19 protein-coding genes are annotated in these 23,730 nt (G+C 62.5%); 6 read left to right on the top strand and 13 right to left on the bottom strand.

The genetic code is table 11. The features are described from left to right. Nucleotides 1-64 precede the first annotated feature (64 nt). The 3 genes from MTP16_RS04050 to recA form a co-directional block, all read right to left on the bottom strand. Nucleotides 65-739 (bottom strand): hypothetical protein, encoded by a 675-nt coding sequence (locus tag MTP16_RS04050; RefSeq protein WP_243516159.1) that lies wholly within the window; start codon nt 737-739, stop codon nt 65-67. Nucleotides 740-814: 75 nt separating this feature from the next. Then, the gene (locus MTP16_RS04045; RefSeq protein WP_243516157.1) at nt 815-1,630 is read right to left on the bottom strand and encodes a DUF3108 domain-containing protein; all 816 of its coding nucleotides are present in this window, start codon (nt 1,628-1,630) and stop codon (nt 815-817) included. A gap of 134 nt (nt 1,631-1,764) precedes the next feature. Beyond that, nucleotides 1,765-2,817 carry a recombinase RecA gene (gene recA, locus MTP16_RS04040; RefSeq protein WP_243519961.1) on the bottom strand — a complete coding sequence of 351 codons (1,053 nt, stop codon included), beginning with the start codon at nt 2,815-2,817 and terminating at the stop codon, nt 1,765-1,767. 262 nt (nt 2,818-3,079) lie between these two features. On the opposite strand from recA, the gene MTP16_RS04035 reads away from it, so the two are divergent. Further along, a complete protein-coding gene (locus MTP16_RS04035; protein WP_243516155.1) occupies nt 3,080-4,300 on the top strand; it encodes a hypothetical protein in 1,221 nt (406 codons plus the stop codon). A gap of 14 nt (nt 4,301-4,314) precedes the next feature. Here MTP16_RS04035 and MTP16_RS04030 read toward each other — a convergent pair whose 3' ends face one another. Beyond that, nucleotides 4,315-4,872: a GNAT family N-acetyltransferase gene (locus MTP16_RS04030; RefSeq protein ID WP_243516153.1), complete on the bottom strand. Its 558-nt coding sequence runs from the start codon at nt 4,870-4,872 to the stop codon at nt 4,315-4,317. A 143-nt stretch (nt 4,873-5,015) separates the two neighbouring features. On the opposite strand from MTP16_RS04030, the gene MTP16_RS04025 reads away from it, so the two are divergent. Next, nucleotides 5,016-5,915 (top strand): SDR family NAD(P)-dependent oxidoreductase, encoded by a 900-nt coding sequence (locus MTP16_RS04025; RefSeq protein WP_243516151.1) that lies wholly within the window; start codon nt 5,016-5,018, stop codon nt 5,913-5,915. Between the two features lie 79 nt (nt 5,916-5,994). Here MTP16_RS04025 and MTP16_RS04020 read toward each other — a convergent pair whose 3' ends face one another. The 8 genes from MTP16_RS04020 to guaB form a co-directional block, all read right to left on the bottom strand. Beyond that, complete coding sequence (locus MTP16_RS04020) at nt 5,995-6,420, bottom strand: hypothetical protein (protein WP_243516149.1); 426 nt, start codon at nt 6,418-6,420, stop codon at nt 5,995-5,997. Nucleotides 6,421-6,551: 131 nt separating this feature from the next. Then, complete coding sequence (locus MTP16_RS04015) at nt 6,552-7,517, bottom strand: AAA family ATPase (protein WP_243516147.1); 966 nt, start codon at nt 7,515-7,517, stop codon at nt 6,552-6,554. Between the two features lie 128 nt (nt 7,518-7,645). Next, nucleotides 7,646-9,040, bottom strand: a complete 1,395-nt coding sequence (locus tag MTP16_RS04010; protein ID WP_243516145.1) for a peptidylprolyl isomerase — start codon at nt 9,038-9,040, stop codon at nt 7,646-7,648. Nucleotides 9,041-9,275: 235 nt separating this feature from the next. Beyond that, nucleotides 9,276-11,603: a peptidylprolyl isomerase gene (locus tag MTP16_RS04005; protein WP_243516143.1), complete on the bottom strand. Its 2,328-nt coding sequence runs from the start codon at nt 11,601-11,603 to the stop codon at nt 9,276-9,278. A 253-nt stretch (nt 11,604-11,856) separates the two neighbouring features. Then, nucleotides 11,857-12,270 carry an ATP-binding protein gene (locus MTP16_RS04000; protein ID WP_243516142.1) on the bottom strand — a complete coding sequence of 138 codons (414 nt, stop codon included), beginning with the start codon at nt 12,268-12,270 and terminating at the stop codon, nt 11,857-11,859. A 107-nt stretch (nt 12,271-12,377) separates the two neighbouring features. Further along, nucleotides 12,378-12,707 (bottom strand): STAS domain-containing protein, encoded by a 330-nt coding sequence (locus MTP16_RS03995; RefSeq protein ID WP_082684950.1) that lies wholly within the window; start codon nt 12,705-12,707, stop codon nt 12,378-12,380. Between the two features lie 15 nt (nt 12,708-12,722). Further along, nucleotides 12,723-14,825 carry a PP2C family protein-serine/threonine phosphatase gene (locus MTP16_RS03990; RefSeq protein ID WP_243516141.1) on the bottom strand — a complete coding sequence of 701 codons (2,103 nt, stop codon included), beginning with the start codon at nt 14,823-14,825 and terminating at the stop codon, nt 12,723-12,725. A gap of 180 nt (nt 14,826-15,005) precedes the next feature. Further along, on the bottom strand, nt 15,006-16,484 hold the full coding sequence (gene guaB, locus MTP16_RS03985) for an IMP dehydrogenase (protein WP_243516140.1): 1,479 nt from the start codon (nt 16,482-16,484) through the stop codon (nt 15,006-15,008). Between the two features lie 204 nt (nt 16,485-16,688). Between guaB and MTP16_RS03980 the strand changes: the two genes are divergently transcribed. From MTP16_RS03980 to MTP16_RS03970, 3 genes are all read left to right on the top strand, one after another. After that, the gene (locus MTP16_RS03980; protein WP_243516139.1) at nt 16,689-18,404 is read left to right on the top strand and encodes a T9SS type A sorting domain-containing protein; all 1,716 of its coding nucleotides are present in this window, start codon (nt 16,689-16,691) and stop codon (nt 18,402-18,404) included. 75 nt (nt 18,405-18,479) lie between these two features. Then, on the top strand, nt 18,480-19,331 hold the full coding sequence (locus MTP16_RS03975) for an oxidoreductase (protein WP_243516138.1): 852 nt from the start codon (nt 18,480-18,482) through the stop codon (nt 19,329-19,331). A gap of 106 nt (nt 19,332-19,437) precedes the next feature. Further along, entirely contained in the window at nt 19,438-20,280 is an 843-nt protein-coding gene (locus MTP16_RS03970) for an FRG domain-containing protein (RefSeq protein WP_243516137.1), read from the top strand. Between the two features lie 101 nt (nt 20,281-20,381). Here the strand turns inward: MTP16_RS03970 and hrpB are convergent, their stop codons facing one another. Beyond that, a complete protein-coding gene (gene hrpB, locus MTP16_RS03965; RefSeq protein ID WP_243516136.1) occupies nt 20,382-23,066 on the bottom strand; it encodes an ATP-dependent helicase HrpB in 2,685 nt (894 codons plus the stop codon). 112 nt (nt 23,067-23,178) lie between these two features. On the opposite strand from hrpB, the gene MTP16_RS03960 reads away from it, so the two are divergent. Next, nucleotides 23,179-23,721, top strand: a complete 543-nt coding sequence (locus MTP16_RS03960) for a hypothetical protein (RefSeq protein WP_243516135.1) — start codon at nt 23,179-23,181, stop codon at nt 23,719-23,721. The last annotated feature ends 9 nt before the right edge of the window (nt 23,722-23,730 follow it).

Raw genomic sequence — 23,730 nt, 5'->3', positions numbered from 1 at the left:
TGGGGCTAAAGTGAAGCGAGGGAATGTTTCCGCAAAAGTACCGCCCGATGACGCCGGGGCGATGTTACGATTGTGTGACCTGTGGCGGGGCCGGGCGGTGCTCGGGCAGCCACAAGGCCAGGGCGTACATGACGTTCAGAAACATGTACAGCAGCGCATGGGCGGCCCACACCTGCACATTCATCTCTTTGGAAAGCGTGAGCAGGTAGTTGCTGGCCAGAAAAAGCAACATGTTGCTGAGGAAGTAGAGCAGCAGCCCGGTCGAAATCCAGAAGATGGGCTCGCACTCCAGCCGGCCGATGTTGTGCCGGCGGTTGAGCTCGCGGTGAAAGTAAAAGCCCACGAAGGCCAGCACCAGCAGGCACTCGATGAAGTGCTGCACCGGGCTGAACTGAGGCTTGTCAGCGCTTGGCGAGTAAGCCAGCGCCGAGCCCAGCACAAACCCGCCCAGGAGCCACGGAATAAGGCGGCTGATGCCGGCCGGCCGCAGCTCCCGCCGGTAAATCAGCCCGAGCAGCACCAACTCAATCACCGCATCAACGGGGGCCAGAAACAAGTTGGGCTGCTTGTAATAAGCAAGCACCCGGCTAATCACCTCCATCAGCAAAGCCAGCAAGCACAGCGCAAGCAGATAGCGCTGGGTAGTGCCAAGCCGACGGAACCGTCCCAGGCCCACCGCCACCGCGGCCGCAACGGGCACCACGGCAAAATGCAGCAGAAAATAGGGGAGAGCATCCATGCGGGCGGCCGGAGTGCCGCCACTGGGACGGAAGCACAAACAGGTAAGAACAGAGTAGCGGTGCTACTCCGCCCGCTAATTAACCATGTTCAGCTTCCATTTCAAGCCTTTGTAGCCCGACATGTCCACCTTTACGGTGCCCACAAACATCTCGGCCTGAAACAGCACCGGAATCTTGTTGCGGTCGTCGGAGAAATATACGGAGATGGCGTTTTCGCCCCGAAACAGCTTGTTGTTCGGCATCTTGGGCACCAGCTTGAAGGCGCGCACATCGCCGGCCTTGGTTTCCACCACCTCGCGCCCCTTAAAGGTCACTTCCAGCATGAAGTTTTCACCATCGAAATAGCCCGGCACGCGCACCACATCGCCCACGCGCATGCGGTCGAAGTTGAGGGTGCGCAGGTAGTAGAAGCCGCTCACCAGCTCCAGCGAGTTGTTGGCCACTTTCACCGTGGAGCGGGCGTTGTTGTGGGTGTGGTCGGTCACTTCGGCCACGTCGTGCAGGTGGTCGAACTCGACGGTTTCCTTTTTGCGGTAGTTTTTTTCGGCAATCTCGCGCTGGGCGCGCAGGGGCAGGATGCTGGTGGTGTCGATGTAGGCGCGCCACTGGTCGCGGATGCGCAGGAAAAAGTCGAACGAGCCGGTGGTTTTGCCGCTCACGGTGGCCTTGTAGCAGGGCCTGTCGTTCACACGCTCTAGGCCGCCGGCGGTTTCCACGGTAGCCTCGCCGCCGTTGATGAGGCCGTAATGCACGGTGTACTTGATGGTTTCGCCGCGACCGAAGCTGCTTTGCGGCACGTGGCGCACGGCATCGCCGGGGCCCAGCGCGAGCTGCGCCGACGCAAGTACAAACAGGATAGCAGGAGTAAAAAGAAGCCAGCGGCGGTTCATAACGGGATAAGTAGAGGTAACGATTGGAGCCCTAGACAAACGCAATGCCAGCCCAAGCATCCTCAAAGATACGGACGTAAAAAAAGCCCGTTGCACAAGGCAACGGGCTTTCTCTTTGACTGTTTTCGGCTCGATTACAGCGTGTCTTCGCCGTCTTCGGGGCCGGCCATGTCTACGGGGATGACGTCTACGTCGCCCTTGGCCATGGTACGGATTTTCTGTTCGATTTCGTCGGCCAGTTCGGGGTTGTCGAGCAGCAAAGTCTTCACCGCTTCGCGGCCCTGGCCGATTTTCTGGTCGCCGTAGCTGAACCACGAGCCCGACTTGGCAATGATGCCCATGTCGACGCCGAGGTCCACAATCTCACCGACTTTCGAGATGCCCTGGCCGTAGATGATGTCGAACTCGACCACCTTGAAGGGCGGGGCCACTTTGTTCTTCACCACCTTCACCTTGGTGCGGTTGCCGGTCACGTTGTCTTTGTCTTCCTTGATTTGGCCGATGCGACGGATGTCGAGGCGCACGGAAGCATAGAATTTCAGGGCGTTACCACCGGTGGTGGTTTCGGGCGAACCGAACATCACACCAATCTTCTCGCGCAGCTGGTTGATGAAGATGCACAAGCAGCCGGTTTTGTTGATGGTGCCGGTGAGCTTGCGCAGGGCCTGGCTCATGAGGCGGGCGTGCAGGCCCACTTTTGAGTCGCCCATGTCGCCTTCGAGTTCGCCTTTCGGCACGAGGGCGGCCACGGAGTCAATCACGCAGATGTCAACGGCACCCGAGGAAATCAGCTGGTCGGCGATTTCGAGGGCTTGCTCGCCGTTGTCGGGCTGAGCGATGAGCAGGTTGGCGGTGTCGATGCCCAGTTTTTGGGCGTAGATGGGGTCAAACGCGTGTTCGGCGTCGATAAAGGCGGCCATGCCGCCGGCCTTCTGGGCTTCGGCAATGGCGTGCAGGGTGAGCGTGGTTTTACCCGACGATTCCGGCCCGTAGATTTCGACGATGCGGCCTTTGGGCAACCCGCCAATGCCGAGGGCAATGTCGAGCGAAAGCGAACCCGTGCTGTTAGCCGGAATGTCGCCCACCTTCTGGTCGCTGAGCTTCATCACTGTGCCCTTGCCGTAGGCTTTGTCCAGCTTGTCGAGCGTGAGCTGGAGGGCTTTCATTTTTTCGGCGGCGACGTTCATGTCGCCTCGCTCCGCTTTTTCAACTTTGTCGGCTTTCGGAGCCGCTTTGGTAGCTAGTGCCATTGGGGGGTGATTGGGAAAAAGGAATTAGGTTTGGTAAAGTTAAGGGTTTTGGCGACGTGGCAATCAGATAAATCTATTCTTTGGTAAATCCTCCGAATAGCCCCTTTTGCGACGGCTTTTTCTAACACAGCGCCCACCGGAATCGTGCCGCAGAAAGCGGAAATATATGAGGAATTATCTAAGAATTTTAGTTGGTGTTGTGGCTCTGCTAATTAGAGTAGAAACAGCCCAAGCCCAACTGGACAACCGCGCCTTTACCAGTCCTGAGCCCGGTGCGTTGCGTGATACGCTGGGACGCCCGGCCGAGATTAGCACTGCCTTATCTCCTGATTCTCTCGCCTGGGAAAAAGCCGACTACACCCGGGCGCACACCTTCCGCAAGGGCGACCTGCGCCTTTCGCTCAATGCCTTCGTTTTCTTCAAGGACAACGAGTATTTCAACAAAATCATCGACGGCTACACGCTCTACGGCACGCACCTGAACCCGCAATTGGTTTATTACCCGTCGCAAAACCTGCGGCTGGAAGGCGGCGTGTTTTTGTGGAAAGACTTCGGCAACCCGCAGTTGCGGGCGGTGCGGCCCACCTTCCGGGCCACCTGGACGCACGGCAAGCAGCAGCTTATCTTCGGCAACATCCGCCCGCACCTGCACCACTATTACATCGAGCCGATGTTCAACTTTGAGCGGGTGATGCTAAACCCGTTGGAGGAAGGCATTCAGACGGTCATTCGCACCAATCGGTTTTTCCTCGACCAGTGGGTGGACTGGCAGCGCCAGCAGTACCGCTACAGCAACTACCAAGAAGAGGTGGCCGGCGGACTGAGCACCAGCTACCGCACCAGCCGCGACGGTAGCCGCTGGACTACCACCATCCCGTTCCAGTTCACGGCCATCCACCACGGCGGGCAGATTGATACGCTCGATAAGCCCCTGCAAACCGTATTCAACGGCGCCCTGGGCCTGGAAACGCGGTACCAACTGCAAGGGCCCACCGTGCGGGCCGTGCGTTTCCAAGGCTACGTGCTGGGCTACCAGGATTATTCGTTCACGCGTGGGCAGTTTCCGTTTCGCAACGGCTGGGGCCTGTACCTGAACGGCACCGTTGAAAGCCGTATTCTGGATGTGATGGTGAGCTATTGGCAGGGGCAGCGCTTCCTCTCGCCGCTGGGGGGCGATTTCTACCAGAGCGCCTCGCGCACGGTGTCGGACCCCGGGTTCCTGGACCCCCACCGCAAGATTATCATGGTGCGCCTGATGCGTGACATCCGCATCTCGGACGCGGCAGCCGTCACGGCGCGCGTCGAGCCAGTGTACGACCTCAACAGCGGCGCGCTTGATTATTCGTTGGCCATGTATTTCAATTTCCGGCAGGAATGGCTGCTGGGCAACATCGGCCGGCGGGCGCGGGTGGGGCAGTAGAACTCGGAGTTGCCCTAGGTTGCTTCCACTTTGCGCGTGAGCCACAGGCGGCAGATGCGGCTGAGGGCGTCCGAGTTGCGGAACCAGAGCGGGCGCTTGGGCGGCGGCTCGGGCGCGAAGCCCACGGCGCGGGCCACGGCCTGGCCTTTCTCGTTGCTAAGGAAGCAGCGCACCAGCAGGCGTTGGCAGCCGATGGCTTCAAAGCCAAAAGCAGTAGTAGCCACTAACGCCTCCCGGGCGTAGCCCTGGCCCTCGGCGGCAGCGGCTAGGTAGTAGCCGATTTCGGCCTGGCCTTTTTGCTGGGGCATAATGCAGATGTCGCCGAGGTACACTTCAGTGGCGCGCTCCCAGATGCCGAACACGTAGAAGCGGCCCGTGCGCCAGTCGTCGGCGAAGGTGCCAAGGAGGGTTTGAGCATCGGCCAGAGTGCGCACGGCCTGCAGGCGGTCGGGGAAGGAGGGCTGGAAGCGCGCCCGGTCGGCGTGGAGCAGGGCGAAGAAGGCCTCAGCATCGGCCGGTTCGTAGGGGCGCAGGCAGAGGCGGGCGGTGAGGAGCGGAGCGCGGGGCAGCATGCAGGCAAGTACGGCAAAAGCGCGGCCGTAGTAACCCAACCCGGGTTTAGAAGGTAAGAAAATACCGCCCAGTCTCCAGCCCGGGCCTTCCTTCCTTTCCACTTAACCCCTGGCCCAAGCTGGAGACTGGGCTTTTTATTTTCATGGCAAACAGACTCAGCGGCAAAGTTGCCATCGTGACCGGTGGCGGCGCGGGCATCGGCGAAGCCATCGCCAAAAAATTTGCGCAAGAAGGTGCGGCCGTCGTGGTCGCCGGCTTTGCCGAGGACCCCGTGCAGCAGGTGACCAACGAAATCCTGGCCAGCGGCGGCCGGGCCGTGGCCTTCCAGGGCGACCTCTCGCACGAAGCTACCGCGCTGGCCTGCGTGCAAACGGCCGTGGGCCAGTTCGGCAAGCTCGACGTGCTGGTGAACAACGCCGGCGCCTTCCCCGCCGCCGAAGAGCTAGACAAGTACCCGGTTGAGGCGTTTGAGTACATGGTGAAGAACAACATCTACACCACCTTCCACATGAGCCGGGCCGCATTGCCCGAGCTGCAAAAAACGCGCGGCAACATCGTAGCCGCCGGCTCCGAGGCCGGCCAGATGGGCGAGCCCATGAACACGCCCTACGGCGGCACCAAGGGCTTTGTACACGCCTTCATTAAGGGCATTGCGGGCGAGCAGGCCAAGAACGGGGTGCGCGCCAACTGCGTCGGGCCTGGGCCCATCGACACGGCCTGGACCCACAAGGAAACCGGTCCCATGACCTCGAAAATGGAAAAGCAAACCGTGGAGGGCGTGCCCATGGGCCGCCGCGGCACTCCCGAAGAAGTGGCCAACGTGTACCTGTTTCTGGCTTCGGACGAGGCCAGCTTCGTTACAGGCGCCATTTATTTCGTCGACGGCGGCGTCACCATTTCTAAGAGCAGCTCCGGTGCCGAAGTATCCAGCGACCTGAAAAAAGAGCCCGACGGCGAGCTGAACCTGGAGCACAGCAAGGACGGCCACACCGAAATACGCTCACAGGACGCCGGCCACATGATGGGCCGCTCGCCGCAGTAAGCATTTGGTTGTATCAGCTCATAAAAAAGGCCTTTCCACACGCGTGCGGAAAGGCCTTTTTCGTGAAGCAGACGATGCATTATTTGTTGGCGCCTACGTGGGGGTAAGGGCTGCCCAGCGACTGCTGGGTGCGCATCACGTTCACCTGCCGGGCGGCTTCGTTGAAGAATTCGAGGCGGCGGATGAGCATTTCTTTGGTCAGCACCCGGCCTTCCGGCGTGCGCATGGTGCCGCGCTTGTCGGCCAGCACCCGCTGCATGGCAGCCAGCGTCTGGCCCTCGTGCTTCATAAACTGCTGCTGAAACTCGGCCAGCCGGGCCACGCCGCTGGCCGAGAGCACGAAATCCTCGCCGGCGCCCTGATTCAGCACCTCACACAGCACGTACACTTCGAGGGGCAGGCTGGTTTCGAGGGCGGTGGTGCGCAGGTCGAGGCCCGCGGCCAATGCGTCGAGGATGATGCGCACGTTGCGCTCAAATTGCTGATAGTAGGCTTGGGCTTCCATTCGGTTTGGGGGCAATACAACGACAAAGAACGTCATGCAGAGCGTAGCGAAGCATCTTTACCGCAGAAGTAAATGATTACTATGGCGGGCAAGATGCTTCGCTACGCTCCGCATGACGTTCTTTTTGTTCTCTATAACAACTCTTTCACAATCTGCTCCACGCCGAGGCCTTCGGCTTCGGCTTTGAAGTTGCGCACGAGGCGGTGGCGCAATATCGGCACGGCCACGGCGCGCACGTCCTCAATGTCGGGCGAGTACTTGCCGTTGAGCAGGGCATTGCACTTGGCGCCCACAATAAGGTGCTGCGAGGCGCGGGGGCCGGCGCCCCATTCCAGCAACTGGTTGGTGCGGGCGTGGGCGCGCTCGGTGTTGGGGCGGGTTTTGTGCACGAGGCCCACGGCGTACTCCACCACGTTGTCGGCCACCGGCACGCGCCGCACCAACTCTTGGAATGCTTGAATGTCGGCGGCGTGCAGCACCTTGTTCACCGTTTGCTTGATGTTCGAGGTCGTGTTCTTCACGATGCTCAGCTCCTCGGCGTAGCTCGGGTAGCCCAGCTCAATGTTGAACATGAAGCGGTCAAGCTGCGCCTCGGGCAGGGGGTAGGTGCCTTCCTGCTCGATGGGGTTTTGGGTGGCCAGCACGAAGAACGGGCGCTGCAACGGGTAGCGCTGCCCGGCCACCGTCACGGCGTATTCCTGCATAGATTCCAGCAGGGCGGCCTGGGTTTTGGGCGGCGTCCGGTTGATTTCGTCGGCCAGGATGATGTTGGCGAAGATGGGGCCTTTCACGAAGTGAAAATCCCGCTGCTGATTCATCGTTTCCGAGCCCACGATGTCGGAGGGCATCAGGTCGGGCGTGAACTGGATGCGGTTGAACGACAAATCCAGCGAGTCGGCAATGGTTTGAATCAGCAGGGTTTTAGCCAGGCCGGGCACGCCCACCAGCAGGCTGTGGCCCTGCGAAAACACGGCGGTGAGCACCAGCCGCACCACCTCGTCCTGCCCCACGATGACCTTGCCGATTTCCTGGCGCAGCTTCTGGTAGGAAGCCGCCAGGGCATCGGCCGCTTCTTTGTCGTTTTGGAATTGAGCCATTAATAGAAAAGAGCTAAGCTAAAAAAGCTGTCATCCTGAGCACAGCGAAGGACCTTATCAAGTAAGAACGGTTTCCGTTCGGTGGTGATAAGGTCCTTCGCTGTGCTCAGGATGACAAAGAAAGGGGGCTATCTGTTATCCGTCGATTCCAGCACCTTGCACTGGGCGTACTCCGGCGCCACTTCCAAGTACACCGAGTTACGGTTCTTGGCAAACCATTCATCCAAGGCTTTAGTGCGCTTTTCGTTGAGGGCAGCAGCGGCAATTTTCTGGTAGTCCTGCTCCAGGTTGGCCTGGTGAGGAGGCGTGTTCGATTTCAGGTACAGGATGCGCATGGCGTCCTTGCCGTCGTCGGTGCGGTAGGGCATGGGCGGGGTGATGTGGCCCACCTTCATGGTGTCGATGACGAAGAAGATGGCCGGGTCGAGCTTATCAAGCGGTAGGCGCGAGCCGCCGTCCTGGCGGTTGGCAAGCAGGCCGCCGTTGGTGCTGCTTTGCTTGTCGGAAGAATTGTCTTTAGCAGCTTTAGCAAAACTGATGCTGTCGGACAGAATCTGGCGGCGCAGGCGCGTGAGCTGCTTGGCCGAGGCGCTGGCATCGGCCGCACCGGTTTCGGGCTTGAGCAGGATGTGGCGCGTCGAGTAGGTGTTGCCCTTGCGCTCAATAAACTGAATGAGGTGGAAGCCAAACTGCGACTGCACCACCGGCGACAACTGCCCCGGCTCCAGCTTCATCGACGCAGCCTCGTACTCTGGCACCAACTCGCCGCGCTTAAAAAAGCCGAGGTAGCCGCCCTCTTTGGCCGAGCCCGGGTCTTCGGAATACTGCTTGGCCAGCGTGGCAAAATCGGCCCCGCCCAGCACCTGCGCGCGGATGTCGTTCAGCTTGGCAATGGCGGCCTGCTTGGCCTTGTCGTTCACCTGCGCCGGAATCACAATCTGGCCCACTTCCACCTCGGTGCTGAAGTAGGGCAGGCTGTCTTTGGGCACGCGGCTGAAGTACTGGGCCACTTCGCGGGGCGTCACGGCCACCTTGCCGGTGATGGTTTCCTGCATCTTCTGCTGCGTAAGCTGCTCCTTAATCTGGGGCCGCAGGTCGTCTTTCAGCGCCTTAATGGGCTTGTTGTATTGCTCCTCGAGGCGTTTTTCCGAGCCAATCTGTTGCACGAAATAGGCCATGCGGCGGTCCACCTCGCTGTTCACCTGCTTGTCTTCTACCACCACCGAGTCCGTTTCGGCCTTGGCCAGCATCAGCTTGTTCAGCACGAGGCTTTGCAGGATTTTGCATTTCAAATCGGGCGGCAGCGGCTTGCCGGCCGCGCGGGCCACTTCCTGCCCGTAAATAAGCTCCACGTCGGAGCGGAGCACAATCTGGTTGTCCACCTTCACCACAATGCCGTCGAGCAGCTCCTGCCCCTTGGGCCGGCTGATGCCCAGCTGGGCCTTGGAAACGGGCACCAGGCCCACGAGCAACAAGAGCGTAAGAAGGGCCGACGCCGCGGCACGATTCACATTAACAAGCATATAATCAACTAAGAAAAGCCCGTCGGCCATTCGGCCAGGGCCTGAGCCACACCCACGCTTAACACGCAAATGGGCGCACAAATTTCATGATAAATCCGCGGGCGGACAAAAACAAGGAGCCGCACCCGGCGGAGAAGGTTGCAGCGCCTAAAAACGAGTACCCCGAAGCTCCGGCTTCGGCCCGTTGAACGTCCTTGTTCTGGCGGGCCGAAGCCGGAGCTTCGGGGTACAGGTATTACTTCGTGATGAGCTTATTCACCTCTGCCTCGTTCACCTGCACGGGGCGGGCGGCGCGCATCTGCGCAATCCACTCTTTTTCCAGGTAAGTTTGGTAGTCGCTGGTGGCCTGGCCGCGGGCTTCGGCCAAGGTTTTGGGACCGGCCGGCAGCACTTTGTCGATGGTGGCGGCGTAGTAGCGCCCGTCCTTCTGCACATTATAGGTGCCGGGGCCCTTGCCCATCAGCTCATCCATCACCTTGTTGTCGCCCTTCTGGAAGATGCGCTGGCTGATTTGCACCGACAGCGGGTTTTGCTCGTTCAGCTCGCTCTCGATGGCGGCCGGATTGGCGCTCACTACCGCCACTTGCACCTGGCTTTCGGCGGCAGGCGCCTTGGCCACGGTTTTGCTGATGCGGCGGGCCGAAATGCCGCCGCGCCGGCGCAGGTAGCTGGCCACCGAGTCGGCGCGGGCGCCGGCCAGGCTGGCTTTTTCGCCTTTCTTCACGCGGCCGGTCAGGGTCACGCGTGAAAGGGTGTCCTGCAGCATTTCCTTGAGCAAACCATCCAGAGCAATGCCGCCAATTTTGGTTTGAATGGTCCCGCCCGGGCGAACAGCAATAGCCTTGGGCACGTTCTTGGTCACCGGGGTGCGGCCGGCTTTCAGCTCTTTCTGCGCGCGGGCCAGCAGGGCGGGCGAAGCGGCGCTCACCACCGTGCCCTGCACGCGCTGGTCCCACTGGTACTTGCTTTGGTTGGCAGCGAAGTACTTTTTCAGGCCCACGGTGTCCTCAATGGCCTTGCTCCATACTTTCTCGTCCATCAGCTGGAAGAGCAGGATGCCGTCGCGGTACTCCTTCACCAGCATGCGGTAGTCCTCGTACTTGGTGTCGAGGCTGTTTTTCTCGTAGTCGGTCAGGCTTTGCTCCACGTACTGGTCGTAGAGCTGCTGCATGGCGAAGCTGGGCTGCGCGCCCGTGCGCGGGCGCTGGTTTTGCTGCGCAAAAGTCAGGAACTCCTTCACCGTGTAGGGCTTGCCGTTGATGGTGAACAGCGCCGAGTTGTCAGTCACGGCGTTCTTAGCGGGCGCTTTCATCGCAGCAGCCGGGGCCACGTACTTGTAGCGGCCGGCCACCAGCGCCGTGTCGGCTTTGCTGAATACGTAGGTTTTGGCGGCGGGCACTTCCGCAAACTTGTCTTCTTGGCGCACACGCTTCAGGAAGGCGGCCTTGTTCAGCTCCGAGCGCGAATCTTTGGCCACTTTGCTTTTCAGGCCCGCTTCCAGGTCGGCAAACTTGGCCAGCGGCTGCTTCTCAATCAGCCGAATAACGTGCCAGCCGTAGGGCGTCTGCACAGGAGCCGAGAGGTCGCCGGGCTTTTGCAGCTTAAAGGCGGATTCTTCGAAAGAAGGAATCATGCGGCCGGTGCCGAAGGGCGGCAGCTCGCCGCCGTTGGCCGCCGAGCCGGCGTCTTCCGAGAACTGGGCCACGAGTTTGTCCCAGTTCTCGCCCTTTTTCAGGCGGCTGTACAGCTCGTCAATTTTCTTCTTGGCGGTGATGGAGTCGGCTTTGGGTGCGTTGGCGTTCATCCGAATCATGAGGTGGGCCACCTTGATTTCGCCCTGCGCCGCGCGCTTGTCGTTCACCTTGATGAGGTGGTAGCCGAAGCGCGTGCGCACCGGCTGCGACACCTGCCCCACCGGCGTCTTATACGCCACCGACTCAAACGGGTACACCATCTGCATGGCCGTGAAATAGCCCAGCTTGCCGCCATTTTCCTTGGCCGAAGGGTCTTCGCTGTTGGCGCGGGCCAGCTGGCCGAAGTCTTCGCCCGCCTGGGCTTGCTGGCGCAGCTTCGTGATTTTCTGGTAAGCGGCCAGGGTGTCCTGCGGCGTGGCATCAGGCGCCACGCGGACGAGGATGTGCGAGGCATTTACCTCCTGGCTCATGCGGTCGTAGGCCTCACGCACGAGCTGGTCGGTCACGCTCTTCTCGGTGAGGTAGGGCTGGGCCAATTGCTGGCGGTAGCCTTCCAACTCGCGCTTGAAGGCCTGGGTGGTGTCGAGGCCGCGCTGCTCGGCTTCCAGCACTTTCAGGCGGAAGTTGGTGTAGAGGTCGAGGTAGTCGGTCACGCTCTGGCGGGTGCCGTAGTCAGGGGCCGAGCTGTTGTTTTTGCGGTACACGTAGGCAAACTCGTTGGCCGGCACGGGGTAAGTCCCCAGCGTTTCGACCACGGGGCCCGTGGCGGTGGTAGAAGCCACGGCGGCCGAGGGGGCCGGTTTAGAGGTCTGGCAACCCGCCAGCAACGTCACGACGGCTGCGCCGGCGTACAGAATGCGTTTGTGCATATAAAAAGCTAGAGAAAACAAGAACCTCGGCTGGGAAGAAGTCAGCCGCGCGGGCATAAAATTACCGGTGCGAAATTAACTAATTTCCGGACGGAAAGAAAGGCGAAGCTTATCAGCAGCCAATCCAAAACAAAGAACGTCATGCTGGGCGCAGCCAAAGCATCTCTCATGCGCAACGTAATTATTTACTATTGCGGCAGAGATGTTTCGGCTGCGCCCAGCATGACGTGCTAGAGGGCAGAAACGCTTCGATTTAAGCCAAATGCTTGCTCAGGTGGCACACCGTGTGGTTGCCGCGGGTAAAGAATTCTACCCGGTCCATGAGGCGGTTCACCAGGGTCATGCCCATGCCGCCTTTGCGGCCTTCTTTGATGTAGGCCCGCAGGTCGGGCGATTGGTGAGCGCCGGGCAGGAAAATGGTGTCGCCGTGGTCGGCAATTTCCACATTCAGCTCCTGCTTGGTAAAGGCCAGTTCCAGGTCCAGGAACTGGGTTTCGTCCTCGCCGTTGGCATGGATGATGAAATTGGCCACCACCTCATCAATGGCCAGCACCACTTGGTTGATGGTGATTTCGGGCAGGCTGAGGCTGCTGAGGTAATTCCGCACGAAATCCCGCACCTCTTGCAGGTGGCTGCGGGAGCAAGCAATGCGGAGCGATGATTTCACGTCGGAAGGGTTGAATGTTGAGGGTTGAATGTTAAATGGATACCTGTGCAGCGCAAGGGCGGACCCCGTTAACTCAACACTCAACCCTTAACATTCAAAACTTAATATCAGGCGGCTTCGGCTTCGGTGGCGCTGGGCACGATGGTCATCAGCGCATCCAGGCCAAGGATTTCGAATACGTTGAACACTTTTTCCTGCATGTTGAAGAACACCAGCTTCACGTTGGCATCCTGGAAACGCTGCAGGTGCGAGATGAACACGCCCAGGCCGGCCGACGAAATGTAGCTCAGCTTGGCGCAGTCGACGAGCACCTTGCGGTAGTTCAGAATATCGGGCTTAGCTAGCTCAGTGTCAAGGACAATGGCGGAGCTGGCGTCCAGCTCACCGTCGAGCAGGAGGGTAAGCGTATCGGCGGAGGGTTGAGCAGTTACTTTCATAGTGAGGTCGATACGTCAGGCTAACGGTAGGGGTTGGGCCGACTTGAATTTAATGACCAGCAAGGTCTGGTCGTCATGAATGGGGTGCCCGTGCGTAAAGCCGTTGAGGTCGTCGAGAATGAAGTTTTTAATTTCGTCGGCCTCCTGGAAATAGCTCTCTTCCAGACGAAGCTTCAGCCGGTCTTCGCCGTATTCCTCGGTGCCGTCGCCGCCGCGCGCTTCCACGATGCCGTCGGTGTAAATCACCATCACGTCGCCGGGGCTGTAGTCGTAAAACTGGTTTTTGATGTGCTTCTCGTAGCTCTCGTTGCGGATGATGCCGAGGCCCAGCCCCTGCGAATCAAAGTAGAACACTTCTTCGCGCAGGGCGTGGTAGTAGAGCGTATGGCAGTGCCCGGCGCGGGCAAATACGAAGCCGCCCTGCTCATAATCAATGATGTAGAGCGAGGAGGTGATGAACGAGGATTTTTCCAGGCAGTGGGTAAGGGCCATGTTGGCCTGGGCCATGAAGCGGCTGGGCACCGGAAATTTGTCGCGCTCGTTTTTGGCCAGCGGGTTTTCCTGCATCAGGGAGTGGAAAATTCCCTTCATCTGGGCCATGTGGAAGGCGGCGGTCACGCCCTTGCCGCTCACGTCGCCGATGATGACGGCCAGCCGCCGGCCCGGCAGGTGCAGGAAGTCGTAGAAGTCGCCGCCCACCTCCTTGGCCGCCAGCGAGTGCGAGCTGATGTCGAACCAGTTGTCGGTGGGGAGGTTTTTGGGAATGAGGCTGTCCTGTACCTGCGAGGCAATTTTCAGCTCTTCCTGGGTGCGCTGGTTGGCCAGCGAGGTGCGCACCAGTTCCAGGTTTTCGATGCTGAGCACGGCCTGGCTGGTGAACGTTTGCAGAATGCTCAGGTCTTCGCGGTCAAATGTGTGCGGCTCCAGCTTCAGCAGGTAGAGCATGCCGTAGTTGAAGTGCAGGCCGCGCATGGGCAACTGCAGCATGGAGCGGTAGTGCTGCGAAGTGCCTTCAAACCCAATGCGGGCATTCAGGTCGTTGGTGATGTATTCGCCCTCGGGCAGCTCGTGGCCCTGCAGGCGGGCACGCATGGCATCGGCCTGGTCCGGGGTGAGGCAGTGGTATTGCGTGGCGTCGGCTGCATCGATGCCGGCGTGGGCGGGGTCGAGGTCGAGCCAGGCGGCGTCGGCCTGCACCGTTTGCACCGCCGATTCGAGCAGAATGCGGTACACCTCGGTTGTGGTTTGGCCGCGCTGGATAATCTGGGTGAGCCGCTGCAGGCGCAGTATTTCGTTGCGCCGTTGCTCGATGACGTCGGCAATGGGCATGTTGAAAAACGTGACCAGTAAGCCCATCAAGGCATAAAAGGCCGAGAAAAATGCGGTGAGCAACAAAAACGCGTACTGCGGCTGCGGCGCAATAAGCTGGGGGTCGACCTGCGTGACGCGGAAGTACTGCACAAACACCAGCAGGCCGAGCAGCAGGCCGGATTGCAGCAAAATAGCCCGCCACTTTTCGCGCTGGCTGAGGTAGGCCACCCATTTCTGGTGCCCGCTCAGGTACACCCCAAACAAGCCCAGCCCCGCCACCAGCGGGTAGGCCAAATAATCGGGCGGGTTCACGCCCACCAGCCGAAACAGGAGCGTGGCACCCAGCAGCACTTCAAATACGGTCCACTCGCGCTGCAGGCGGGGCGTGGAGCGGAAAAGCACCAGCGCCCGCCATGCGTAGTTGGTGCGGGCCAGGAAAACGACAAACAACCCGAGGTTGACCGTGTAGATGCTCGTAAACAGCAGGCTGGCCTGACCGGTACCACCACCGGGCTCAAGCAGGCGCTCGAGCAAATGCAGGCCAATGCACACCAGCGCCAACAGGCCCGGCCCCAGGAGCAGGCGCTTCAGCAGGCGCACAAACGCCTGGCCTTGCAGCGGCGAGCGGTGGTAGCGGTAGAGCAAGAAAACGCCCAGCACAAACACGCCCTGCGCGAGCTGCGTGGTCCATTGCGGCCACGCGCCCAGCCACGGCCCGGCCCCCGAGTGGCTCAGGGCACTCAGCAGCAGCAGCAGCCAGCTCAGGGCCGTCAGCGGCAATAAAATGGAGCGTAAGCGTTGAGGCACAGACAGAAACTAGGAATAACACAAGCCCACCAGCCTCTTGCGCCGTGGGCGGCGCTCAACCGGCATGCAAGATACAATCGCAGGGACAAAACCCGGTTCATCCCGACGGCCATACGTAAGAAGCCCCACCAGCGTAGGCCGGCGGGGCTTGTTGAATCTCAGACGGCTAAAAAAGTTTGACTAGCGGCTCGAATAATTCGGCGCCTCGCGGGTGATTTGCACGTCGTGCGGGTGGCTTTCGCGCAGGCCCGCCCCGGTGATGCGCACAAACTGCGCCGCCTGCAGGGCCTCCATGTTGGGGGCGCCCACGTAGCCCATGCCAGCGCGCAGCCCGCCCGCCAACTGGTAAATCACCTCGCCCACGTTGCCTTTGAACGGCACGCGGCCCACGATGCCCTCGGGCACCAGCTTCTTCACGTCGTCCTCGGCGTCCTGGAAGTACCGGTCCTTGCTGCCGTCCTCCATGGCCTCGACGGAGCCCATGCCGCGGTAGCTCTTGTACTTGCGGCCCTCGTAAATGATGAGGTCGCCGGGCGCTTCTTCGGTGCCGGCCAGCAGCGAGCCCACCATCACGGCGGCGGCACCCCCGGCCAGGGCCTTCACCACATCGCCCGAAAACTTGATGCCGCCGTCGGCCACCAGCGTCACACCGGTGCCGGCGAGGCCTTTGGCGGCTTCGAGCACGGCCGACAGCTGCGGCACCCCAATGCCGGCAATGATGCGCGTGGTGCAGATAGAGCCGGGGCCCACACCTACTTTCACCACGTCGGCGCCGGCCTCGGCCAGGGCGCGGGCGCCGGCTTCGGTGGCCACGTTGCCGGCCATCACGTCCAGGTTCGGGTAGGCGGCTTTGATGGCGCGCACGGCATCCATCACGCCTTTGGAGTGGCCGTGGGCGGTGTCGAGGCTCACGATGTCGACTCCGGCCTCCACCAGGGCGGCCACGCGCTGGAGCAGGTCGGGCGTGACGCCCACGGCGGCGCCCACGCGTAGGCGGCCCAGGTGGTCTTTACTGGCGTTGGGGGCGCGGCGGCGCTTGCGAATGTCTTTGTAGGTCATCAGGCCGGCGAGGCGGCCCTCAGCGTCTACCAGCGGCAGCTTGTCCACTTTGCTGTCGGTGAGGAGCTGCTCGGCGGCGGCCTGGGTGATGCCGGCGGGGGCCGTCACGAGGCGGTCCAAGGGGACCATCACCGTAGTCACGGGCTGGCTCATGTCTTTTTCGAAGCGCAGGTCGCGGCTGGTGAGGATGCCTTCGAGCACTTGGCTTTCGTTCACCACCGGAATGCCGCCGATGTTGTGCTTGCGCATGAGCTGGCGGGCGTCGGCCAGGGTGGCGGTGGGCGGCAGGGTGAAGGGGTCCTGAATCAGGGCCGACTCGCTGCGCTTCACGCGGCGCACCTGCTCGGCCTGCGCCTTCACCGACATGTTTTTGTGAATGATGCCCAAGCCGCCTTCCTGCGCCAGCGCAATGGCCATGTCCGACTCCGTGACGGTGTCCATGGCCGCCGAAATCAGCGGGGTTTGCAGCCGGATGTTGGGGGTGAGGCGGGTGCTGGTGTCGCAGTCGCGGGGCAAAACCTCGGAGTACGCTGGCAGCAGCAGCACATCGTCGTAGGTGAGAGCCTCGAAGGCAATTTTGGGGGTTGCGGAGTCCGCCATGGCAAAAGGGGTTGGGGGTTGGTACCTTTTGCCAGTCAAAGTTACGGCGGGAAATCGGGTTGGCGCGAGAAAAGTTGCGCCGGCGATACGCTGTTGAGTGTTTTCCAGGCTTCTGGCAACCATACTGGGCCGCGTAGTCTCTAATTTATGGAAATGCAACCATACATCGTTTGATGCTTTTGCCCGTCAACTCCTTTCCCAAATATGACCCCACTACTCCGCCCCATTCTCGGCCTGTTGGCCGCCATGCTCCTGCCCTTGGGCGCCTCGGCCCAAGGCTGGGCCAAATCGGTGTACAGCCCCGGCAACACGCACTTTAACCGGGTGGTTGTCGACGCCAGCGGTGCCACGGTGGCGGTGGGCTACTACAGCAGCGCGGCCACGTACAACGGCCAAAGCCTGCCGCTCAATGGTCAGCTCAACAGTGCTTTGGTAACCAAGCTCGACGCACAAGGCGCCGTGCAGTGGACCACTGCCCTGGCCACGTCCGGCACGGGTACCGCCGCCCGAGCCGAAGATGTGGCCCTCGATGCCACCGGCAACACCGTGGTATGCGGAACTTATAGCGGCACACTCACTTTGGGTACTTTCGCGTTGCCGGCCAATGTCATCGGTAGCCGAGCCAACGGTTTCGTCGCCAAATTAAGCCCGGGCGGCACGGTGCTATGGGCTCAAGCCATCACCGACTCCAACATGAGTACTAACGCCGACGCAGTGGCTGTGGATGCCACCGGCATGGTTTACGTTGCCATCAGCAACCAACCCTCGGCGCTGGTAGCTGGGATGGGCCTGCGCTTGTTCTCGGCGGCCGGGGTGCCAGGTGCGCAAGTTGATTTTCCGGGCGTGAGCGGCGTGGCGGCCACTAGTCCGCTCGGGGTGTATGGCTACATTTCGGCGCTCACGGTAAATGCCACCACCGGCCAGCTGGCGGCCATAGGTGAGTTTCAGGGCACGCTGACTTTGCGCGCCGGGGGCACGCTGCCGGCGCTGGCGTTTACCTCGCCGCCCGAGCCACAACAAGGGGCCTTCGTGATGGGATTGACAACCGCCGGCGCCCCGCAGTGGGCGCAGGAGCTCACCAGTACCGGCTACGTCAACGGCGGCCAGCGCAGCTACCTGAACCGGCTGCGGGGGCTTTGCGCCAGCGGCAGCGGTTTCGCCGTGGCCGGCGGCTACCAAGGGGCAGGGACGCTGGCAGGCCAGCCGCTCCCCGGCAGCGCCACAACCCGTGGTGCTGTAGCCGTGCTTGGCCAATTCGATGCTCAAGGGCGGCTGCAGTGGGCACAAGCCGTAGCGGGCAATGGCGCTGCCGGCAACGAAGCCACAGCCGGCGCGGTAGCCTGCGATGCGGCCGGACAGCTGCACTTGGCTGGCCTTTTCGCCGGCCAGTTGGCCGCAAGTGAAGGCGGACTGAGCAGCACCGGCAACGCCGACCTGTTTCTACTGCGCTATTCGAGCCAGGGCCGGCTGCTGGGGGCCCAGCGCGACGGCAGCTATGGTCGTGTAACGCCGTACGCGCTGGCGCTCGATGCCGGCGGCGAGCCCCGCGTGGCCGGCGACATTCTGGGCACGGTGAGCCTGGGCGGCACGGTGCTGGCCAGCGGTAGCCGGACCAACGGCTTTGTGGCCCGGCTGAGCCGCACGCCGTTGGCCGCAAGCCGCAACGCGGCCATGACGACGCTCAGCGTTTTTCCGAACCCGGGCAAAGCAACGGAAGGGCTGACTGTTTGCCTGGAGGCCAACGCAACGCCCATCACCTTGTGCCTGATGAACGTACTGGGCCAGCGGGTGCGGACGCAGGTGGTGCCTGCCCATATCACCGCAGCCACACTGCCCACGGCCGGGCTGGCGCCGGGCCGGTACGTGCTGCAAGCTGCCGGAGCTACTGGCCTGGCAACCCGGGGCGTGGTGTTGGATTGATGGGAGAAGGCGCCGAACAAACCTTTCAGCAGGCGGACTGGTAAGAAGGGCAGTTACTAATTTCTTTCTAACCTCATGCCTGATTCCACCAACCAAACCTGGTTTATTACCGGCGCCTCGTCCGGCTTCGGCGAAGCCCTGGCCGACTACGTACTCGAACAAGGCGGCCGCGTGGCCGCTACCTTCCGCAAGCCCGAGCAGGCCGACGCCTTCACCCAGAAAGCCGATGGCCGCACCCTGGGCCTGGTGTGCGACGTGACCGATGAAGCCGCTGTCAAAAAAGCCATTGCCGATGCCATTGCCCAGTTCAGCCAGCTCGATGTCATAGTGAATAATGCGGGCTACGGCTCCATGGGCAGTATCGAAGAAGTGCCGGCCGAGGAAGTGCAGCGCCAGTTCGACGTGAACGTGTTTGGCGCGCTGCATGTGCTGCGGGCGGTGCTGCCGCAGCTGCGCAAGCAGCGGAGCGGCCACGTGCTCAACATTACCAGCATCGGCGGGCTCAAAACCTTCCCCGGCGTGGGCATCTACAACGCCTCGAAGTTTGCGCTGGAAGCCATTGGCGAAAGCCTGAGCCAGCAGGTGGCGCCGCTCGGCATCAAAGTGACGAACATTGAGCCCAGCGGCTTTCGCACGAAGTGGGCCGGCGAGTCGGCCACCATTGCCAACACCAAAATTGCGGATTATGAGGCCACGGTGGGTGAAAACCTGCGCGGTATTCAGGGCTACAGCGGCCGCCAGCCCGGCGACCCCGTGCGCGCCGCCAAGGCCATGTACGACGTGGTGCAGCTCGAAAACCCGCCCCTGCACCTGCCACTGGGCAAAGCCGCCGTAAAAGGCGCCCGCGAGAAGTTTGCGGCCATCAGCAAGGAACTGGAGCAGTACGCCGAAGTAGGCGACGCCGCTGATTTCCCGGCGGGGGAGTAACATGGTCTACTCGTTAAAAAGAAAGGTCGTGCTACACTCAGCACGACCTTTCTTTTTAACGAATTCTTAAACCTGTGTCACCCTGCCTTCCGGCGTATCTTCGCCCATGCCCTTTTCTGCCGATAACGACTACGAAGCCACGTCCTGGGAAGACCTGCAGCGGCTGCTGTTCCAGGATACCTGGGATGCCCGAATCGGTCGGTTCCGGTCGCCGTTTGTGTACCGGGGCGGCCGCTCGCGCCATTTCCAGCTCGACACGAGCCTGCAGCGCCTCGGCGGCGAATACCAGAACCTGGAACACCACCTGCTGCGCAACTTCCGCAAGTACGCCCGTGAAACCAGCCTGCCCACCGCCACCACCAGCACCTGGGACTGGCTGGCCCTGGCCCAGCACCACGGACTGCCCACCCGCCTGCTCGACTGGACGTACTCGCCCTACGTGGCCCTGCACTTCGCCACCGACGACCTGGCGGCCTACCACGAAGACGGCATCATTTGGGCCCTGAACTACGTGAAGGCCGCCGAGCACCTGCCCCAGCGCCTGCGCCAGGCCCTCCAGGCCGAAGGCTCCAACGTCTTCACCTCTGAGCTGTTGCAGCCAGTGAGCAGCAGCCTGCGCGAGCTCGAAGAGCTGCAGGCCGAGCCTTACGTGCTGTTTTTAGAGCCGCCCAGCCTCGATGCGCGCATCGTGCACCAGTACGCGCTGTTTTCGCTGATGAGCACGGCCCAAAGCGTGCTGCACGACTGGCTGGCCAACCGCCCCGACCTGTATTTCCGCATCATCCTGCCTGCCCGCCTCAAGTGGGAAGTGCGCGACAAGCTCGACCAGGCCAACATCACCGAGCGGGTGCTGCTGCCCGGCCTGGGCGGCCTCAGCCGCTGGCTGCACCGCCACTACTCGCCCCGGGCCAATGGCAAGAACTTCCTGGACGAGAACGAGATGCGTTGAGTAGTGAATTGGTGGGTTGGTGGAATAGTGGATTAGTGAAGCAGTATCCGTGTTTCCCTTAATATAAGCTCATCCACCGCTCCACCACCCCGCCAATCTACCTATTGTCCCAGCCGCTTTTTGGTAAGCTTGGTGGGAATGTGTTCCATGGGCTTGTCGGGCCAGGGGTGTTTGGGGTAGCGGCCTTTTAGGTCCTTGCGCACCTCGAAGTAGCCTTTTTCCCAAAAGCTGCGCAGGTCGCGCGTCACCTGCGCCGGCCGGCCGCCGGGCGAGAGCAGGTGCAGCAGCAGCGGCACGCGGCCGCCGGCCACAGCGGGCGTTTCGGTCAGGCCGAAAAGCTCCTGCAGCTTCACCGCCAGTACGGGCGCGGCCGGGTCGCTGTAGTCGAGGGTGATGTGCGAGCCGCTGGGCACTTCCAGCGCGGCCGGCGCGAGGCGGTCCAGCTCCTGGCGCTGGTTCCAGCCGCCGGGCAGGCGGGCCAGCAGCGGCTCGTAGAGGTCGAGGCGCTGCACCTGGTCGAGGGTTTTGAGGCCGGTGAGGTGGGGCCCGAGCCAGTCGGCCAGCTCGTGTGCGAGCGTTTCATCATCAAAAGGCGGCCACGGCTCTGCATCCTCCGTTGCCGGGAAGTGCTGCCGCAGAAACTCCAGCCGCTGCTGGAGCTGGCGGGCGGCGGGCGTCCAGTTCAGCTTGCTCACGCCGGCTTCCTGCAAATAATCGAGCAGGGCCCGCGCCACCAGCGCCGCATCGGGCTGGCCAATAATCTTTTCATCGAGCAGCAGCGCGCCCAAGCGGCGCACCCGGCGGCCGGTCACGCGCTGGGTGGCGGGGTCGTAGCGCACCTCATCGGTGGTCGTAATTTGCTCGGCAAAGGCCAGTTCCAACTCGTCTTGCCCCAGTGGTGCGGCCAGCGTGGCGCGCGGGGCCGAGGCTGTGCCCGCCAAATGCGCCACCGCAAAAAAGGTGGCCTGCGGGTCCACGTCCGTCGTGTTCAGGCTCACGCGCTGGCCCGTCACGAGGCGCAGGCGGTCGTGGGTTTCACGTTGGGCCAGCCGGTCGGGGTAGGCTAGGGCGGTGAGCAGGCCGACTGGTGGATGGGCGGATTGGTGGGTTGGTGGATTGCTCAGTTTGCCCAGGCGGCTGGTGAGGTTGCGGGCCACGTCGCGCGCCCGTTGCAGGGTGGCGTGGTGCAGGGCCAGGCCCGGCAGGGGCGGGCGGCCGCTGGCCAGCGCTTCGAGGCGCAGGCGCAGGTCGGGCGGAGCGGGGCGGGTGTCGGTGGGGGCGGCCCAGCGCAGCAGGTCCCGCTCGGCCAGCAGTGCTGCCAGCGAGGCCGCCGCGGCCCCGTGGCCCAGCTCCTGCCCGCGCACTACCAAGTGGCCCAGGCGCGGCGGCAGGCCCAGAGCGGCTAGTTGGCGGCCGTGGGACGTCGGCTTATTCAGGGCAGGAGGGTAGGAGAGTATGAGGGTAGGAGGTGTTTCCAGTGTACTTGGTTCAATGCCCTCATACCTTACTACCCCCTTACCTTCCTGCCCTGCAATTGCGCCCAGCCGCAACAGCAGCTCCCGCGCTTGGCCAAAGGCAGCGGCCGGCGGCACGTCCAGCCAGCGCAGGCTGGTGGGCTCGGCGGCGCCCCACAGGGCCAGCTCCAGGGCGAGGCTGCTGAGGTCGGCGGTTTGGATTTCGGGCGGGCGGTGGGCCGGCAGGTTATGATGCTCGGCTTCGGTCCAGAGGCGGTAGCAAGTGCCGGGCGCCAGGCGACCCGCGCGGCCCCGGCGCTGGTCGGCCGCCGCGCGGGCCACGGGCACGGTTTCGAGCGTGGTGAAGCCCGTGCGCGGCACGAAGCGCGGCACCCGCGCAAAGCCGCCGTCAACCACCACCCGCACGCCCTCGATGGTGAGGCTGGTTTCGGCAATGCTGGTGGCCAGAATAACCTTGCGCCGGCCGGCTTTGGCGGGGCGCAGCGCGGCATCCTGGGTTTCGAGCGGCAACTCGCCGTGCAGCAGGTGCAGGTCGATGTGGTCGGGCAGGGCATCTGCCAGCTTGCGGGCGCTGCGCTGCAGGTCGCCCACGCCGGGCAGGAACACCAGCACATCGCCCTCGGTGTGCGTGTGCAGCGCGGCGCGCACCTGGGCGGGCACCAGCTCGGCCAGCCGGTCGGCCGGTTTGTTGGGCAAGGTGGAGGCGCGGCGCGGGTCGAGGTAGTGGGTTTCAATCGGAAACAAGAAGCCCGCCGACGACACCACCGGCGCCGGCAGCCACTGCCCCAGCCGCTGGGCCTCGAGCGTGGCGCTCATGATGAGAATGCGCAGGTCGTCGCGCAGCACGGCTTGCGCATCCAGCGCCAGGGCCAGGCCCAGGTCGGCGTTGAGGCTGCGCTCGTGAAATTCGTCGAACACCACGGCCGCCACGCCTTCCAGCGCCGGGTCGTCCTGAATCATGCGCGTAAGAATGCCCTCGGTGATGACCTCCACCCGGGTTTCTTTGCTCACCTTGCTGTCGAGCCGCACGCGGTAGCCGATGGTGCGGCCCACGGGCTCGCCCAGCAGCTGGGCCAGGCGGGCCGCCGCACCGCGCACGGCCAGCTGGCGCGGCTCCAGCACCAGGATTTTATCGTCGGGCGCGCGCCACTCAGCGGCCAGCAGGGCCAGCGGCACCACGGTGGTTTTGCCCGCGCCGGGCGGCGCCTCCAGCACCACGCGGCTGCTGGTGGCCAGCGCCGAAAGGAGGTCGGGCAGCGCCGCAAGGATGGGCAAATCGGGTAGGGGCGGCAGGACGAAGGCGTTGGGCATTGGCCCAAAATTACGGCCTAAGCCAGCGTAGCAGGGCGGAACCGAAACAACAAAGCGTTAGCGTGCCGTGGCCCCTGGCGGGAGTTTGCCAAAACAACACTAAGTTTGGTTTATGGCCGTCTCATCTTTTCTCGCACTGTTCCGCAAGCGCCCGGCTTCTTCCCCCGCCGATGCGGCAGCCCTCGCCCATCTGCCGGCCATGCGGCAGTTCTTGGCCGAAATCGGCATTCCCACCCAAGATGCCCGGCTAGAAGCCGAAACCTTCTTGCCCGGCATTCTCATCGAAAACGGCGGCCTGCTCCTCGACCCCGCCAAGCTGCTTTACCCCGGCGACATCCTCCACGAGGCCGGCCACCTGGCCGTGACGCCCGCCGCCGAGCGGACCCAGCTGGCGGGCAATGTAATGGCCGGCAAGCCCGAGCAGCACGGCACCGACGGCGAGGAAATTGCGGCCATGCTGTGGTCGTACGCGGCCGCGCAGGCCATTGGCGTGCCGCTCGAAATTGTGTTTCATCCTGCCGGCTACCGCAATAGCAGCCAGTGGATTATGGAAAATTTCCGCCAAGGCGTATACCCCGGCCTGCCCCTGCTGGCCTGGATGGGGCTGACCACTGCCGAAACCTTCCCGAGCATGACGCGCTGGCTGCGCGAATAACCGGCCGCG

This window comes from Hymenobacter monticola (assembly GCF_022811645.1).
GTDB classification, from domain to species: Bacteria; Bacteroidota; Bacteroidia; order Cytophagales; family Hymenobacteraceae; genus Hymenobacter; species Hymenobacter monticola.
This window is presented reverse-complemented; position numbering and strand designations above follow the sequence as displayed.

Bases quoted from the DNA above. Each gene is read 5' to 3' on its own strand.
- MTP16_RS04050 (WP_243516159.1), bottom strand. From the start codon at position 739: ATGGATGCTCTCCCCTATTTTCTGCTGCATTTTGCCGTGGTGCCCGTT.
- MTP16_RS04045 (WP_243516157.1), bottom strand. From the start codon at position 1,630: ATGAACCGCCGCTGGCTTCTTTTTACTCCTGCTATCCTGTTTGTACTT.
- recA (WP_243519961.1), bottom strand. From the start codon at position 2,817: ATGAACGTCGCCGCCGAAAAAATGAAAGCCCTCCAGCTCACGCTCGAC.
- MTP16_RS04030 (WP_243516153.1), bottom strand. From the start codon at position 4,872: ATGCTGCCCCGCGCTCCGCTCCTCACCGCCCGCCTCTGCCTGCGCCCC.
- MTP16_RS04025 (WP_243516151.1), top strand. From the start codon at position 5,016: ATGGCAAACAGACTCAGCGGCAAAGTTGCCATCGTGACCGGTGGCGGC.
- MTP16_RS04020 (WP_243516149.1), bottom strand. From the start codon at position 6,420: ATGGAAGCCCAAGCCTACTATCAGCAATTTGAGCGCAACGTGCGCATC.
- MTP16_RS04015 (WP_243516147.1), bottom strand. From the start codon at position 7,517: ATGGCTCAATTCCAAAACGACAAAGAAGCGGCCGATGCCCTGGCGGCT.
- MTP16_RS04010 (WP_243516145.1), bottom strand. From the start codon at position 9,040: ATGCTTGTTAATGTGAATCGTGCCGCGGCGTCGGCCCTTCTTACGCTC.
- MTP16_RS04005 (WP_243516143.1), bottom strand. From the start codon at position 11,603: ATGCACAAACGCATTCTGTACGCCGGCGCAGCCGTCGTGACGTTGCTG.
- MTP16_RS03995 (WP_082684950.1), bottom strand. From the start codon at position 12,707: ATGAAAGTAACTGCTCAACCCTCCGCCGATACGCTTACCCTCCTGCTC.
- guaB (WP_243516140.1), bottom strand. From the start codon at position 16,484: ATGGCGGACTCCGCAACCCCCAAAATTGCCTTCGAGGCTCTCACCTAC.
- MTP16_RS03980 (WP_243516139.1), top strand. From the start codon at position 16,689: ATGACCCCACTACTCCGCCCCATTCTCGGCCTGTTGGCCGCCATGCTC.
- MTP16_RS03975 (WP_243516138.1), top strand. From the start codon at position 18,480: ATGCCTGATTCCACCAACCAAACCTGGTTTATTACCGGCGCCTCGTCC.
- MTP16_RS03970 (WP_243516137.1), top strand. From the start codon at position 19,438: ATGCCCTTTTCTGCCGATAACGACTACGAAGCCACGTCCTGGGAAGAC.
- hrpB (WP_243516136.1), bottom strand. From the start codon at position 23,066: ATGCCCAACGCCTTCGTCCTGCCGCCCCTACCCGATTTGCCCATCCTT.
- MTP16_RS03960 (WP_243516135.1), top strand. From the start codon at position 23,179: ATGGCCGTCTCATCTTTTCTCGCACTGTTCCGCAAGCGCCCGGCTTCT.